This is a genomic window from Gilliamella sp. B14384G12, assembly GCF_016101825.1.
GTDB lineage: Bacteria > Pseudomonadota > Gammaproteobacteria > Enterobacterales > Orbaceae > Gilliamella > Gilliamella apicola_N.
This window is the reverse complement of record NZ_JACFPU010000001.1, coordinates 110,326-127,014: the sequence shown is the minus strand read 5'-3', so window position 1 is coordinate 127,014 and position 16,689 is coordinate 110,326. Positions and strand designations below refer to the sequence as shown.

Below are 16,689 nucleotides of genomic sequence, written 5' to 3'. Positions count from 1 at the left end.
TTTCTATATGTTAGAATCAGCTATATCGTTAATTTTTACATTTTAAACAAACAAATTTTGATAAAAATTAAAAAAAACGGTAGTTTTAAATATAATTGATCGACTAGCTATATTATTTTTATTATAATCAGCTTATTAATCATTCGATATATCAAATGATTAATTAAAACAAACCAATTATAATATATATAAAACAAATAATTACATAATAAAAGTAACAATTAACAATTTTAAACATGAAAGTGAATACAATGATCAGATCCTTTAAAAAAACTCGGTATGCTTTGCTGCTAATACCTTTTTTTCAGTTAAGTTATGCTAACCTAACTATTGAAACAGCTCAAACAATTCAAGGAACAAAACCAAGATTATCAGATGCATTAGAAACTAGTTTAATAAATACTGGTGAATTAAAACCATTATTTGGTTTGCATATTGATAATAAAAGTTATTATAGTGATGAAGAAATAGCTCAAATGCCAGTTCCAACTAGTTACCCATTCATGAATCGATTTACCCCAGCATTGATTAAGCAACCAAATGAAAATGAGTATTTTGATAGAGATGGTGATAAATTATCTTTTTTATCAGCTATAGATGGTATTAACATGGAATGGTACTATACAGATGCTCAAGGGAAAGAATTATCATTTACACCAAGAGACAGTGATACATTTTGTTCATTGGCCAGTGATGGAAAATTTGCACCCTTTAAAGTGAAATTATCGGCTGATTTAGTCTTGGTTTCTGAATATGGTGATCCTGATTTTACTACTTATCCTAATGATGTCATCAAGAATCAACCGTCGGCGACCTTTACTATTATAGAGGATGTTGGAATTTGTTATGCAAGACCAGAATTATCACCGAATAATGTTCCTTCTAGTAATAAAAGTCAGTGGAATCAAAGAAATGGTTTCTTAGCTCAATCCAATGTTGACCCAACAAAAAACTTTCCAACTACTGGTTTTGTTGGTGCTAAATTTGATCTAATCTTATCTCAAAATAATCTTTATGCCGACTATGACTGGTATGTAAAACAAGGCAGTGATCTTGTAACGGTTACCAAATCGGCTAGGACCAATATACCAACGGTAACGTTCAATGGACCAGATGCAAACGATACAGGAAAAGCTTGGGAACATGTTATGGGTGGCTCTGGCAACGGATACTTAGTTGTTATTGAGGGAAAAAATACTAAAACAGATAGAACAATCCAATATGCTTTTACCATTACTAAATGGTTTGACGTTTGGAAACAAGAGCTTGTCAATAATAGATTAAGGGCTGTAAGAGGTAGCGTTGCGGAAGTGGTTGAAGGATGCGAAAGTAAAAGTGGTCATTATCGTGTAAGTCAAATTAACGATATAAGCGATGCTATTGAGACTGCTACAAGTCAGAATGTTTATATTACACGTGAAATAGGTTCATTAATTAGCGAATGGGGTGACGTTGACCAAGATAATTATCCTGGTTCTTTTGGTCCTCAGAGAGGCAATGCCAACAAACGTTTTTATGTATATAACCCAGGATTTAATGATGATGATGGTGATGCCGATGGTGCGTATTGTGATATACATCTTAACGACGGTAGATTTCATTGCCGTGAAAAAGAAAGGGAACATAAAAATGCTGTCTGTGCTTCATTTAAACCCTAATATCTAAATGCTAGCCAATTTTCTTAAATATATGACCATCTATAAACAGATGGTCATTGTCATTTAAATGATTGTTCTTTTCTTCAATACCTTTCATATTATTTATTTCTCTCAAAAATTACTAAAATAACCTTTAATAACAGTTTATTTAGTATTAAGAATAAAAAATGTTTATTTCAATGCATTATTTAAGAGTTCTACTGATTTTAATCATCTATTTTTCATTTTAATATTTTTGTTTTTCTAATAAACTTAACAATATATCTAATGATAAACATTTCTGGAATGCTAATTATTATTGCTAATATGAAGTTAGTAAAGATAAAAATAGTGTTTATGAATCGATACATAAACATAAAAATTAGTAATTTTCAGTGCATAACAATGACTATCCATTCATAGATGATCATTATCATTTAAATCGTTGGTTTTTTAGTTTTTTCTTTTACTCATTTCTAACTAATAATTATCAATATAACAATTAATAATAATTAACTTCATTATCAGTTTTAAAAAGCTTTTAATCCTATTGCTAAAACCTTACATCTGTTAATCACATGAATTAACTATTATTTAACTGTTTTTTCTTTCCGACTGAAACTTAATAATTAAGTTATATTCTTTTATAAATATAGAAAAGTCTACGTAAATAAACTTTTTATCCAATAAACATTTAATGAAAGATATAAAATAGTGAAATTAATAACCGTTAGCCGTCATATAAAAATAATTACTTATACTTTACTTTTGTTGCAATTTTCGAACAGCAGTTATGGATATTTTACATCCCAAACAGCACAAGCAATTCAAGGATCACGTCCATCTTTATCACAAGAATTGGAGATAGATATTGAGAATTTGGAGTTATTTGGCTTAAATGTTGATGATCAAGATTATTATGGTAGTGAAATAACTAATATGCCTGTTCCAACCAGCTATCCATTTCAAAATAAAATAAAAGTAGCAAAAATCAAACAACCAGATGATAAACAATTTTTTGATAGGGATGGTGATAAATTAGATTATCTGGGTGTTGACGGTGATATTAGTATGATATGGTACTATACAGATGCTAACAATAATGATATTGAATTTACACCGAAAGATAGTGATACATTTTGTTCATTGGCTGCTGAAGAAAAATATGCACCTTTTAAAGTGAAACTATCTGCTGATTTAGTCCTATTTTCTCAATATGGTGAGCCAGATAATAATACCTATCCCAACAGTGTTATCAATACTCAGCCATCAGTAACATATACAGTTGTTGATGATGTTGGCGTTTGCTTTGCCAGACCTGAATTAAACCCTAGTACTGTTGCTGGTAGTGATAAAGATCAGTGGGATCCAAAATATGGTTTTTTAACTCAATCCAATATTGATCCAACAAAAAACTTTCCAACTACCGGTTTTTACGGGGCTAAATTTGATCTACTTTTATCTAGAGATGGTATTGTCAATAATTATAATTGGCATGTAAAGCAAGGTAGCGAACTTGTTAATATTGATGACAGTGATGCGAATGTAGTTACGGTATTGTTTAATGGACCTGATGCTCAAGATACAGGAAAAGCTTGGGAGTATATTATCGGTTCAGGCAAAGGATATAAAGTTATTATTGAAGGAGTAAATACAACAAACAATAAAAAAATTCAATATACATTCACTTTAACTATGTGGTTCGATGCTTGGAAACAAAAAATTGATGGAGACGTATATAAAGCATTAACAGGTGAAGTCGCAGATGTTGTTGCTGAATGTGAGGCTAAAAAAGGTCATTATGAATTGAGTAATGCTGAGGAAATAAGTAATGCTGTTTTAGGATCAAAAGGTTCAGGACAATTTACACGTGAAATCGGCAGATTAATCAGTGAATGGGGTGATGCAAATCAACAATCTTATCCAGGTTCTTTTGCACCTCATAAAAATGGCAGTTACAAACGCTTTTATGTATGGGAACCAACAGCAGGAGATAACGGTGAAGGGCAAGTTTGTGACTTACATATAGATTCAGGTGTATACCACTGTCGTCCTAACGAAAAAGAAAATAAAAATGCTGTATGCGCCTCAATACCTAAATAAAGCATTAGTAACTTTTTAAGCTCTATTTGTAAATAGAGCTTATTTTTATTGAATGTTAACTCTTAAATAATAACTTCAAAAAACGATTCATTAGTAAATTCTTAACCACACATTTTTTTGTGTTTATTTTAAACGTCATCTCATATTATCATCATTATATAATCTAAAATTATCAATTATTTAAAACTTTGTTAACCAGTTTTAGTTCTTAAAATAAATAATATAAATTAATAAATATACTATATATAGTAATTAATTTATTAATAGGCACTATATATTGTATATTTTGACAAATATCAATTATTATATCTTTCACAAGACAACAGGACATTGGATGAAAAATGAATAAATTAATGCTCGTCACTAAACGAGATGGTAAAAAAGAACCGATTAATCTTGATAAGATCCATAAAGTAATTACTTGGGCAGCAGAGGGATTAGAGAATGTTTCAGTTTCCCAAGTTGAGTTGCGCTCACATATCCAATTTTATGATGGCATTCGTACATCTGATATTCATGAAACAATTATTCGAGCCGCAGCCGATCTAATTTCACAAGAAACACCTGATTATCAATATTTAGCTGCTCGTTTAGCCATTTTTCATTTACGTAAAAAAGCTTTTAATCAATTTACCCCACCGCCTCTTTTTGAACACGTTAAAAAATTAGTAGAGAGTAAACATTATGACAAACATTTACTTGAAGATTATACTCAAGAAGAGTTTGAAAAAATGGATAAGATGATTGATCACTGGCGAGATATGTCTTTTTCCTACGCAGCAGTAAAACAGCTAGAAGGTAAATATTTAGTACAAAACCGTGTATCAGGTGAAATTTATGAAAGTGCACAATTTTTATATATTTTAGTTGCAGCTTGTCTTTTTGCTAATTACCCAAAAGAGACTCGACTTGATTATATCAAACGTTTTTACGATGCTGTGTCAACATTTAAAATTTCATTGCCAACACCGATTATGGCAGGCGTTAGAACCCCAACACGTCAATTTAGCTCATGTGTCCTTATTGAATGTGATGATAGCCTAGATTCAATTAATGCAACGTCGAGTGCAATTGTCAAATATGTATCACAACGCGCAGGTATTGGTGTCAATGCGGGACGTATTCGTGCTTTAGGGAGTTCAATTCGAGGCGGAGAAGCTTTTCATACTGGATGTATTCCATTTTATAAATATTTTCAAACTGCGGTTAAATCATGTTCACAAGGTGGTGTACGTGGTGGTGCAGCTACCGTATTTTACCCAATCTGGCATTTAGAAGTTGAAAGTTTACTTGTTTTACGAAATAACCGTGGTGTAGAAGAAAACCGAGTTCGTCATTTGGACTATGGTGTACAAATTAATAAGTTGATGTATCAACGGCTGATTAAAAACGAAAATATAACACTATTTAGTCCATCAGATGTGCCCGGACTTTATGATGCATTTTTTGCTGATCAAAATAAATTTGAAACACTTTATCATCAATATGAACAAGACGTAACTATCCGCAAACGTGTAGTAAAAGCAATTGAACTCTTTTCATTGTTAATGCAAGAACGTGCATCAACGGGTCGAATCTATATACAAAATGTTGATCATTGTAATACTCATAGTCCATTCGATGCACAATTAGCGCCTGTCCATCAATCCAATTTATGTATGGAAATTGCGTTACCAACTAAACCGCTTAATAATGTTAATGATGAAAAAGGGGAAATTGCACTTTGTACCCTGTCTGCTTTCAACTTAGGAAAAATTGATTCTCTTGATGATTTTGAAGAATTAGCGGATTTAACCGTACGTGCCCTTGACTCACTGCTTGACTATCAAGATTACCCCGTACCGGCTGCCCGTAATTCATCGATCAATCGTCGAACACTAGGCGTTGGCGTGATCAATTATGCCTACTATTTAGCTAAACATGGCGTTAAATATTCTGACGGCAGTGCCAATAATTTAACACACCGCACTTTTGAAGCTATGCAATACTATTTGTTAAAAGCTTCTAACAATTTATCGAAAGAAAAAGGTGCTTGCTCACTATTTAATGAGACAACTTATTCACAAGGTATTTTACCGATTGATACGTATAAAAAAGATTTAGACACCATTAGTAATGAACCATTACATTATGATTGGGAATCATTACGTGAATCAATAAAAACTTATGGTTTACGTAACTCGACTTTATCAGCATTAATGCCGTCAGAAACTTCATCACAAATTTCTAATGCAACTAATGGTATTGAACCTCCTCGCGGTTATGTTAGTGTTAAAGCATCAAAAGATGGTATTTTAAGACAAGTCGTGCCGGATTATGAAAATCTAAAAAATGCTTATGAATTGTTATGGCAAATTCCAAATAATACTGGTTATTTGCATTTAGTTGGAATTATGCAGAAATTTATAGATCAATCCATTTCAGCCAATACTAATTATGATCCAACTAAATTCCCAAATGATAAAGTACCAATGAAACAACTATTAGCTGATTTATTGACAGCTTATAAATTTGGTGTAAAAACACTTTATTATCATAATACTCGTGATGGCGCTGAAGATATTCAAGGTGATATCGCATTAACTGGAAGTGACGATGGCTGTGAAGGTGGAGCTTGTAAAATTTAATTAATTTAGATTATAGAAACATTGATACATAGTATCGTATTTAGGGGAATTGATAACCCCCTAATGATTCCCCCCTCTTTTCTAATGACGAAAGGTGGCGGTAAAAGCAACCAAACTCAATTAGGAGTTATTTTATGAGTATGAATTACAGTACCTTTTCGCATGTACATAATGATCAACTTAAAGAGCCAATGTTTCTTGGCCAACCGGTAAATGTTGCTCGTTATGATCAACAAAAATATGAAATGTTCGAAAAATTAATCGAAAAACAACTTTCCTTTTTCTGGCGACCAGAAGAAGTGGATATCTCACAAGACCGCATTGATTATGCGGCTTTGCCGGAACATGAAAAACACATATTTATCAGTAATTTAAAATACCAAACCTTGCTTGATTCAATTCAAGGTCGTAGTCCAAATGTAGCGCTGCTCCCACTCATTTCTATTCCTGAACTAGAAACATGGGTAGAAACTTGGTCATTTTCAGAAACCATTCACTCTCGTTCATATACACATATCATTCGTAACATTGTTAATGATCCTTCCGTTGTTTTTGACGATATTGTCACAAATAAAGAAATTCAAAAACGCGCAGGCGACATTGCAGGTTATTACGATGATCTTATTAGTTATGCAAGTTACTACAATTTATTAGGTGAAGGTAAACACACGGTTAACAACCGCACCATAACCATAGATCTGCGTGAGCTTAAAAGAAAGCTTTATCTTTGCCTAATGAGTGTTAATGCACTTGAAGCTATTCGTTTTTATGTCAGTTTTGCTTGTTCTTTTGCTTTCGCTGAACGTGAACTAATGGAAGGTAATGCTAAAATTATCAAACTTATTGCTCGTGACGAAGCTCTGCACTTAACTGGTACACAATTTATGATCAACACTTTGCGCAGTGGTGAAGATGATCCTGAAATGGCTGAAATTGCCAAAGAATGTGAACAAGATTGCTATGAGCTGTTTTTGCAAGCGGCCAATCAAGAAAAAGAGTGGGCTGGATACTTATTTGAAAGCGGCTCAATGATTGGTCTAAACAAAGATATCTTATGCCAATACGTCGAATATATCACAAATATCCGCATGCAAGCTGTTGGTCTAAAATTACCATTCCAAGTCAAATCCAACCCAATCCCATGGATTAACAATTGGCTTGTTTCAGACAATGTTCAAGTAGCTCCACAAGAAGCTGAAATGAGTTCTTATTTAGTTGGGCAAATTGACGCTGAGATTAACGAAGATGATTTGAGTGATTTTAAATTGTAGTTTTTACTTAAACGTATAGTTAACCTCAAACTTTTTTTCAAGAGAAACCTTTAAAGTTTCTTTTTATTCAAAAAGTTGTATAAAAATATTAATAATCGTTTGTATAATTTATAAAATGATTATTAATATTTATTATTTAAAATTAATTGATTATCACATACAAATCTAGTATCCATTAACTGACCAATTTACTTAATATTGTTTTATCAATTAAATAGGAAGAATTATTTTTAAAACTTATAAACAATTCAAATAACTGTAACTTGACAGTACTTTAAAATCAGGTAACGATATGACAAATGAATCATCCTAATTTGATATGATGACTATGACTCAAATGCATACGTTTTACCCTAATTCGCCGCTTAATTTTAGCGATGAGCAGATAAATATTGACTACCTCAAACAACAACTTAATGACTTTCAACAATGGTCTGTCACACAATTTAAACAAAATGTCGATATTGATATTTTAGTGCATTTACGCAGCCATTTTATTGATGAGTTGTTGCAACGTTTATGGCTTTATTTTCAAATTCCTGAACAAGTCTCCTCTGTTTTTAAACAAAACCGTACAGCTTTGATTGCCGTTGGCGGATATGGACGGACTGAACTTCATCCATTATCGGATATTGATATATTAATATTAAGTGATTATCCATGTGCTAAAGAGATTGAACAAAAAATCAGTGATTTAATTCGTTTGCTTTGGGATCTTCATTTAGATATAGGTCATAGTGTTAGAACGTTAAAGACTTGTCTACAAGAAGCAAAAAATGATATTACCATCATGACAAACTTGATTGAATCAAGAATAGTCGCTGGTAATCAATCATTATTAAATGAACTGCGTAAACATATCTTTAGTGATAAGATCTGGCCCTCAGCTACTTTTTTCCGGGCTAAAGTTAAAGAACAACAAGATCGTCATAAGCAATATCATAGTACCAGTTATAATCTCGAACCTGATTTAAAAAATAGCCCCGGCGGGCTTCGCGATATGCAAATCGTACAGTGGATTGCGATTCGTCATTTTGGTGAAGAGTTCTTACAAAAAATAGCTCACTTTGATTATTTGACTCCTGAAGATATTGAAGACTTTAGGACATGTCGAAAATTCTTATGGCGTATGCGCTTTGCACTACATAGTGTCATAACGCGTTATGATAATCGCTTACTGTTTGATCGCCAGTTAAGCATTGCTAATATGCTTGGTTATCAAGGTCAAGGCAATACTCCAGTCGAAAAAATGATGCACGATTATTATTGTGTTGCCCGCAATATTACTGAGCTCAATCAGATGTTATTACAGCTTTTTGATGAGACGATACTGGAGCTTAATCCAAAAAATAAAATATATGATATAGATGAACATTTTCAGATTAGGGAAAAGCTCATTGATGTAAAAGATGACAATCTATTTAAAAAAGATCCGGTTATGATTATGCAACTTTTTTATACGATATTGCTTAATCCACAAATTATTGGACTTTATTCAAACACGATTAGACAACTACGTTCAGCGCGAAGACAATTAACCACTCTGCTCAGTGAAGATGCAAAAGCAAGATCACTGTTTATGAAAATTATTAAACACCCAGATGCGATAAAAAAAGCAATCTTACCAATGCATCAATATGGCATCCTTACTGCCTATATACCAGGTTGGAAACATATTGCGGGGATGATGCAGTTTGATCTATTCCATGTTTATACCGTTGATGAACACACTATTCGCTTACTGCTTGAGCTTGATAGCCTTAAAACAGAATCGGGCAAACAAAGACACCCTAATAGTTCTAAAGTTTTTGCTAAATTATCTAAACCTGAACTACTGGTTATTACTGGTTTATTTCATGATATTGGTAAAGGCCATCATGGAGACCACTCTGAAATAGGTGCTAAATTAGTAGAAAAATTCTGCAAATTACATGAATTAGAGTCTAGAGATACAGATTTAATCATTTGGTTAGTACGTTATCACTTACTTATGTCAGTAACAGCTCAAAGTCGCGATCTGCAAGATCCGGCAGTTATCCGCGAATTTATTCAAATTGTAAAAAGTGAGCAACGTTTACAATATTTACTGTGTTTGACTGTTGCCGATGTCTGCGCAACAAATGAAACCCTCTGGAATAGTTGGAAGCAAAGCTTAATGCGCCAACTGTATGAAACAGCAAAACGATCGTTTGATTCTGGTATCCATCAAATACCAGAGCAACGAAGCATTGCTCGTCAACATAAACAGGAAGCATTGACTATCTTACTTAAGCAAAATTATGATGAACAGAAAATAAAAAATCTTTGGTTAGATTATCGCATTGACTACTTTCTGCGGTACACCACAGAACAAATTGTCTGGCATGTACAAAATTTATTAACGCATGATTTAAACCAAATACTGGTATTGATTAATCCAAATCCTTATCATGGTGGTACTGAAATAATTATTTATTCGCCTGATAGACCTTATCTGTTTGCTACAGTATGTAATACTCTTAACAATCATAACTTAAGCATCCATGATGCCCTAATTATTACAAATAAAAAAGGATTTGCACTTGATACTTTTATTGTATTAGAGCCGAATGGTCAAACATTACAAAAGGATAGGCATCCAAGCATTATACAAGCGCTAACTAAAGCCCTTCAACAACCAGTTTACAAAGGTGTGACAGTTAAACCACCCAAACAAAGATTACGATCGTTTTTGGTTCCAACACAAGTTAATTTTTTATCTGCTTTCAATGAAAAGCAAACGTACATGGAACTCATTGCATTAGATAGACCAGGATTACTTGCATGTGTCGGTGAAGTATTTGCCAATTTAGATTTATCATTGAGTAGTGCTAAAATTGCAACTATCGGCGAACACATTGAGGATTTATTTATCTTAACAGATAAAAATAATAATGCACTTGATGATAATACCTGTTATCAATTACGAGAATCAATTGTTAATGCTATTGAATTATTAAATTAATTATTCAAATCCAGGATATGGTTTATGCAATTTTTTATTATTTTGTTTCCTATTTTTTGTATTTTTATCGTCGGGTTTATTTCCCAGAAAATATTAAAATTTGATGTAGCTAATTTATCAAAAATGTCACTGTATGTGCTTTCGCCTTTTTTAGCATTTAAAACTTTTTATATCCATACACTAACCATTGATTACCTATATTACATTTTTTATATTTTAGGACTTTGCTTATCATTAGTATGCATCATCTCAATTTGGTCAATAATCATGAAATATTCGACTAAAGAACGTTGTGCCATGATTTTAAGCTCTTGTTTTATGAATAACGGTAATTACGGAACCCCTGTACTATTAGTATTTTTTGGTAGCATAGGGTTTGATCTTGGTGTAATTATGATGGTATTACAACAATTTGTGATGAGTACGGTTGGTATTTATTATGCGGTAAAAGGGAGTTCTCATAGTGATATTGTCAGTCAAAAAGATGTTATTAAGAAAGTAATCCGTATGCCTGTTGCTTATGGTGCATTTTTAGGTATTATTTTTCAGTTATGCCACGTCCCTTTATCTAAATCAATTATGACATCCATTGGCATGATTGGGGATTCATCTATTGTAGTTATTATGATTATTTTAGGAATGCAACTGGCTAAAATAAAGATCACACAGCTTGATTACCCTAAACTTTCATTTTCATTATTAACCCGCATGATAATTTCACCATTGGTGGCTACTTGTTTGGTCTACTTTATGCCAATTTTACCTGTTTATAAACAAGTATTAATTGTATTAGCTGCAATGCCAAGCGCTGCTAATACTACTCTAATGTCAGTCCAATTTGATACCAATCCTGAACTGGTTTCAAGTGCAACGTTAATGAGTACCTTGTTAAGTTTGATAACATTACCAACTGTGCTATGGTTAGTTGACGCCCCTATTCCTTTTTGATACAAAGTAGCGTTCTCCTTATCGGAGATCGCTAAATCAAACGATAAAAAACCTTATTTTTATTAATAAACAAGGTCATCATCACTCCCAGACATACCATTTAAAAAGGGTAATCAATTATAACGTTAAAGCCATTGCTACCAATCAATTGACCATAGTAAGATTAATCTTTACCTTGCCACTCGTTTTCAAATTGTTTAACAAATTCAACTAACAAATTATGTCTCGATATAGCCAGTTTTTTGGCCTTTTCTGTGTTCATCATATCTTTAAGTAGAAACAGTTTTTCATAGAAATGATTAATTACAGTATTGGGTAGTTTATAATTTTCTTCATTGATAACCGTTCTTGGTAAAATAGTTGGATCGTGCATAATATTATGTTTATTACCTCCATAATAAAACGTTCGTCCAATCCCTATTGCTCCAATAGCATCTAAGCGATCAGCATCTTGTACAATTTGCCCTTCTAACGATAATGTTTTTTTACCAGTTAGATTTTTTCGGTAAGACATATTTTCAATAATATCGAATATCATTTTTATATCATCACTTAAAATGTTAAGTGAATTGAGATAATGATATAATTCATTTGTCGCTTCATTGACATCATTAATAACTTTTTCATCAATGACATCATGCAAATAAGCACTTAAAATTACGATAAAGGCATTAGCTTTTGGTTCGCAAGGTAAAATTTTTTTTGCTAATCCAACTACGCGCTCAATATGTGCCATGTCATGACCTGAAAAATCATTAGCAAGCTTTTGCTTAACATAAATTCTTATTTTTTCAATAATCTGATATTGTTCTTGTGTTAATTCAATTGGTTGGTCTGTGCTCATTTAATTTATAATTATCCATTTAATTAATGTGAAAATAGCAATTTAAAAATTTTGGTAAAGATTTTGCTAAACCTAAATTAAATAGATTACCACAATTAGATGGCTATTAATTTAATTAAGCTTGAAAATATTAAGTTACTAGATAATTCATTATTCTTTGATTTGTGTTTAACAATAATCATTAATTCGATTCCATTAATCTGAGTCTTTAGCCTATTCATTATTCAATAAATAGACAATCTTTGTAAAAAAAATTCTAATGATTAATATTTTTTTTAAATTTCCTTTAGTTTCTCACGATTGTTTTCATTAGTTTGCAACGGTAGAATGCGCCAATCTGAAATCCTATTGAAGCACGTATTGGAGTTGCTCACGTGAAAATATTAGCGCGTAAAGTTCTACCTTGGCAATTGATAGAATACTTCACTCGCTATCGTCAATTTATAACGTTACTGTTTGGCTTATCCATCTTCTTTATTGCACTTATTTTATGCTGGCATCTACTTAAAGATATTAATCTATGCGATTTAAAAAATGCGGCTGACACACTTTCAATTAAAGCTATTTTATTTGCTTGTTTATCTGCTATAGGCAGTTATTTGATGCTTATTGGTTACGAATGGTCTGCAACACGATACGCAGGTGTAAAATTAAAGCCATCGGTTATAACGCTTGGTGGTATTTGTGCTTCAGCCATTGGCAATGCGATCGGTTTATCAGCATTATCTGGTGGTGCAATTCGCTGCCGATTATATTTCAAACAAGGATTAACAACTATTGACGTAGCCAGAATGTCGATATTTGTTACGTTATCATTAGGGTTTACCCTACCCATGCTGGCCACGCTAGCGGCCTTAATGAATACTAAAAATACTATGCTGGCATTGCATTTATCAAAAAACTGGATATGGTTAATTTCGAGTGGCATAATTTGCCTTTATGTCGCCATGCTAATCTTTTTATATTGCAATCGATTAGATACAAAACCGAATAAAGACACTCAATTATTCCAACTATTTCACTGGTCGATACGTTTACCTAATTTACGCCTTGCATCTTACCAATTTGTAATTACTTTAATTGATACTGTTTTAGCAGGAGCCATTCTCTACTTTTTATTACCAGTACAACCCCATTTTACTACCTTTATTATGATCTATATTTTGGCTTTAGTTGCTGGAGTGCTAAGCCATATTCCTGGCGGTGTAGGGGTATTTGAAGCAGTAATGTTGGCTGCATTTTCATCTAAAATTGGAGTTGCGTCGTTAACTGTTGCGTTAATTATTTATCGTATTATTTATATTTTAATACCACTTTTTATAGCGAGCTTTCTACTTTTAATAAATGAAAGCAAGCACCTTTTTACTATGCCTGAAGTTAAAGAAACAGAAACCGGTATTGCAGCTATTATTATGGCTGCTGCTGTATTTTTTGCGGGTGTAGTAATGATGTTTTCAAGTGTTCTTCCCGGTTTTAATCACTACTTAGTCAATACATTTATTCCCAATAAAATAATTAATACTGCTCATCTAGTCGCGAGTTTAATCGGCGTTTTATGTTTACTCTTGGCAGTGGGTCTACGCCGAAGACTTTATTCGGCTTGGGGTGCTTCGGTCATTTTATTGTTTTTAGGTAGCATCTGCTCACTTTTACGGGGCTTACATTGGATAGAAGCGGGTACTTTATTAACGATTGCGATGTTATTAATCTATTTTAGACACGCTTTTTATCGTAAAAGTCGATTAAATGTATTACCTTTTCCGATAAAATCCTTTGCCGTCTGTTTTTGCTTAATTGCGGTTCTTGTATGGTTAATATTATTTATTTATCAAGATGTACCTTACAACCATTCATTATGGTGGCAATTTGAATTAGATACCCGAGTACCGCGTGCATTAAGAGCAACCTTGGGTAGTTTTATTTTATTAATTTTTATTATGCTCTATTGGCTATTTCATCCTGCTTTGCCAATTTTAAATAGTCCAAAACGCGAAGAGTTAATCAAAGCTCATCAAATTATTTTAGATTCAGATCAGCCAGAAGGCGGACTCGCCATGACTGGCGATAAATCACTGTTATTCAATGAATCACACACTGCTTTCATTATGTATACTAAACGTGGCAGAAGCATGGTAGCACTGTATGATCCAATTGGCGATAATACTAAACGCGCTGATTTAATTTGGACTTTTCGAGATTTATGTGATGCCCATCATCTTCGCCCAGTTTTTTATCAAATTAAAGCCGCCAATTTACCTTTTTATATGGATATTGGTTTACGAACCATAAAATTAGGCGAAGAGGCTTTAGTTGATTTAGAAGAGTTTAATCTTTCATCTAAAGGGTATAAAGATCTTCGTTATACATGGAACAGATGCCAACGCGACGGACTTAGTCTTGAATTTTATGCGCCAGGTTCTGCGCCACTAGATGAATTAAAAGTCATATCCGATACGTGGCTAAAAAACAAACACTCCAAAGAAAAACAATTTTCATTGGGATCTTTTTCAAAGCCATATTTAGATAATTTCACTATTGCTACTATCAAATTTGAAGGTCGCATTATTGCTTTTGTCAATTTACTTGAAACAAATCAACATTACTCAGCTAGCATCGATCTAATGAGGTTTGCTCAAAATATTCCTAAACTAACCATGGAATTTTTAATGATTGGTTTAATACTGCATTATAAAGAAAAAGGATTTAAATACTTTAGTTTAGGTATGGTACCTCTATCAGGCATGCAAAGAAGACGTGGAGCCCCATTAATTCAAAGGCTAGGTGCGTTAGTATTTAGGCTCGGTGGTCGGTTTTATAATTTTCAAGGATTACGTCGTTTTAAAGACAAATTTGCAACTCATTGGGAACCGCGTTATATGGCTGTTCCTGCAGGACTTGATCCATTTGTTGCTTTAATTGATACCACTATGCTGATCTCGGGTGGATTAACTGGCTTAAAAAAGAAAAAGAACTGATCTTATGAAAAATTTCATACGCTATTTTTTGTTATTAATTTTCATATTACTGATTATCTTGTTTGTGTTTATTGGCGGGTATTATATAAAAAATAGTGGCAGTGCAACTGTAAAAACCGTCACCATAAATAATGATTTTTCAGTAATATTAGCTAACCCCAAAAATTCAGCAGAAGCAGCTGCGATTATTGTTGCTACGCAAAAAGATTTTTTTACTGAACAACAATTATTAGATTTATCTGAAAAGATGGGTGCTAAATTGGTTCAATTTGAATTAAAACCTCAGGCAAATTGTGATGAACAACAAAATCGTTTTAATCAAGCAACGGAAATATTAAATGAGCATAAATTTGTAGTTGCAGGTATGGAAGAAGGCGCAGCTTTTGCTTACCGTTGGCTCTCTAAACAACAAGATGATAACGCTAAAGCATTATCAATTGAGTTCACTTTAGATCATAAAGATTGTGAGGCACCTTTACCAGATCAAGCTACACATGGAACATGGCGAGTTATTTGGAACAATCCCCCTGATGAACAAGTTGCGATTTTTCCTCGCCAACAAAAACAAATTAAAGTAACGACTGAAATTGGTGAATATCAAGCATCACCAACCGAGCTTTTAAGTTCACATTTATCATCCGTTTTATTTGATGAGCATAAACAATTACCAGTCATTGAGTTACCCGCGAAAAACAAACAACAACATCCTAAAAGCGTAACTTTTTATTATTCGGGTGATGGTGGATGGCGAGATTTAGATAAAGTTTCAGCTGAATATATGGCTTCACATGGTTACTCAGTGGTTGGTGTCGATGCATTAAAACTGTTTTGGCAACATCGCTCGGTTGAACGTAGTGCTAAAGATTTAACTTATTTAATGCAACAGTATCGTGAAAAGTGGGGAACAACTAAGTTTATATTAGCTGGCTATTCGTTCGGTGGTGATATTTTACCTGCACTATACAATCGTTTATCTAAAGAAGATCAAAATAGTATCCAAGCTTTAATCATGATAGCTTTTTCCAAAGACGCTAATTTTGAAATAGAAGTTAGCGGGTGGCTTGGGCAATCTGGTGATGAAATGAAAACCGCACCTGAGGTTGCGCAGATCCCAGAAAAGAAATTATTTTGTATCTATGGAGAAGAAGAAAAAGAGGATACTGGCTGCCTACAGTCAGAGATGAAAGGTGAGGCTTTTAAATTACCAGGTGGCCATCATTTTGATGAAAATTATGAGCACTTAGGACAAATTATTATGCAAGCAATTGATAAACGTATGCAATAAATGTAGCGCTTTTGGT

General features: G+C 33.0%; 9 protein-coding genes. 8 read left to right on the top strand and 1 reads right to left on the bottom strand.

The features are described 5' to 3' along the window. Window positions 1–251 precede the first annotated feature (251 nt). The 6 genes from H3S73_RS00515 to H3S73_RS00490 all read left to right on the top strand — a co-directional run bounded on the left by H3S73_RS00515 (window position 252) and on the right by H3S73_RS00490 (window position 11,569). Complete coding sequence (locus tag H3S73_RS00515) at window positions 252–1,658, top strand: hypothetical protein (protein WP_198235883.1); 1,407 nt, start codon at window positions 252–254, stop codon at window positions 1,656–1,658. A gap of 693 nt (window positions 1,659–2,351) precedes the next feature. Continuing rightward, on the top strand, window positions 2,352–3,740 hold the full coding sequence (locus tag H3S73_RS00510; RefSeq protein WP_198235884.1) for a hypothetical protein: 1,389 nt from the start codon (window positions 2,352–2,354) through the stop codon (window positions 3,738–3,740). Window positions 3,741–4,081: 341 nt separating this feature from the next. Then, window positions 4,082–6,367: a class 1a ribonucleoside-diphosphate reductase subunit alpha gene (gene nrdA, locus H3S73_RS00505; protein WP_198235885.1), complete on the top strand. Its 2,286-nt coding sequence runs from the start codon at window positions 4,082–4,084 to the stop codon at window positions 6,365–6,367. 140 nt (window positions 6,368–6,507) lie between these two features. Next, window positions 6,508–7,638 carry a class Ia ribonucleoside-diphosphate reductase subunit beta gene (nrdB, locus tag H3S73_RS00500; RefSeq protein WP_039128970.1) on the top strand — a complete coding sequence of 377 codons (1,131 nt, stop codon included), beginning with the start codon at window positions 6,508–6,510 and terminating at the stop codon, window positions 7,636–7,638. 337 nt (window positions 7,639–7,975) lie between these two features. Continuing rightward, window positions 7,976–10,621, top strand: a complete 2,646-nt coding sequence (gene glnD, locus H3S73_RS00495; protein WP_198235886.1) for a bifunctional uridylyltransferase/uridylyl-removing protein GlnD — start codon at window positions 7,976–7,978, stop codon at window positions 10,619–10,621. A gap of 24 nt (window positions 10,622–10,645) precedes the next feature. Next, window positions 10,646–11,569, top strand: coding sequence for an AEC family transporter (locus H3S73_RS00490; RefSeq protein ID WP_144091292.1), 924 nt, complete (start codon window positions 10,646–10,648; stop codon window positions 11,567–11,569). A gap of 163 nt (window positions 11,570–11,732) precedes the next feature. On the opposite strand, the gene H3S73_RS00485 is transcribed toward H3S73_RS00490, so the two are convergent. Then, window positions 11,733–12,413: an HD domain-containing protein gene (locus tag H3S73_RS00485; RefSeq protein WP_198235887.1), complete on the bottom strand. Its 681-nt coding sequence runs from the start codon at window positions 12,411–12,413 to the stop codon at window positions 11,733–11,735. Between the two features lie 374 nt (window positions 12,414–12,787). Between H3S73_RS00485 and mprF the strand changes: the two genes are divergently transcribed. After that, window positions 12,788–15,388, top strand: coding sequence for a bifunctional lysylphosphatidylglycerol flippase/synthetase MprF (gene mprF / locus H3S73_RS00480; protein ID WP_198235888.1), 2,601 nt, complete (start codon window positions 12,788–12,790; stop codon window positions 15,386–15,388). A 4-nt stretch (window positions 15,389–15,392) separates the two neighbouring features. Next, entirely contained in the window at window positions 15,393–16,673 is a 1,281-nt protein-coding gene (locus H3S73_RS00475) for a virulence factor family protein (protein WP_198235889.1), read from the top strand. Window positions 16,674–16,689: the final 16 nt, after the last annotated feature.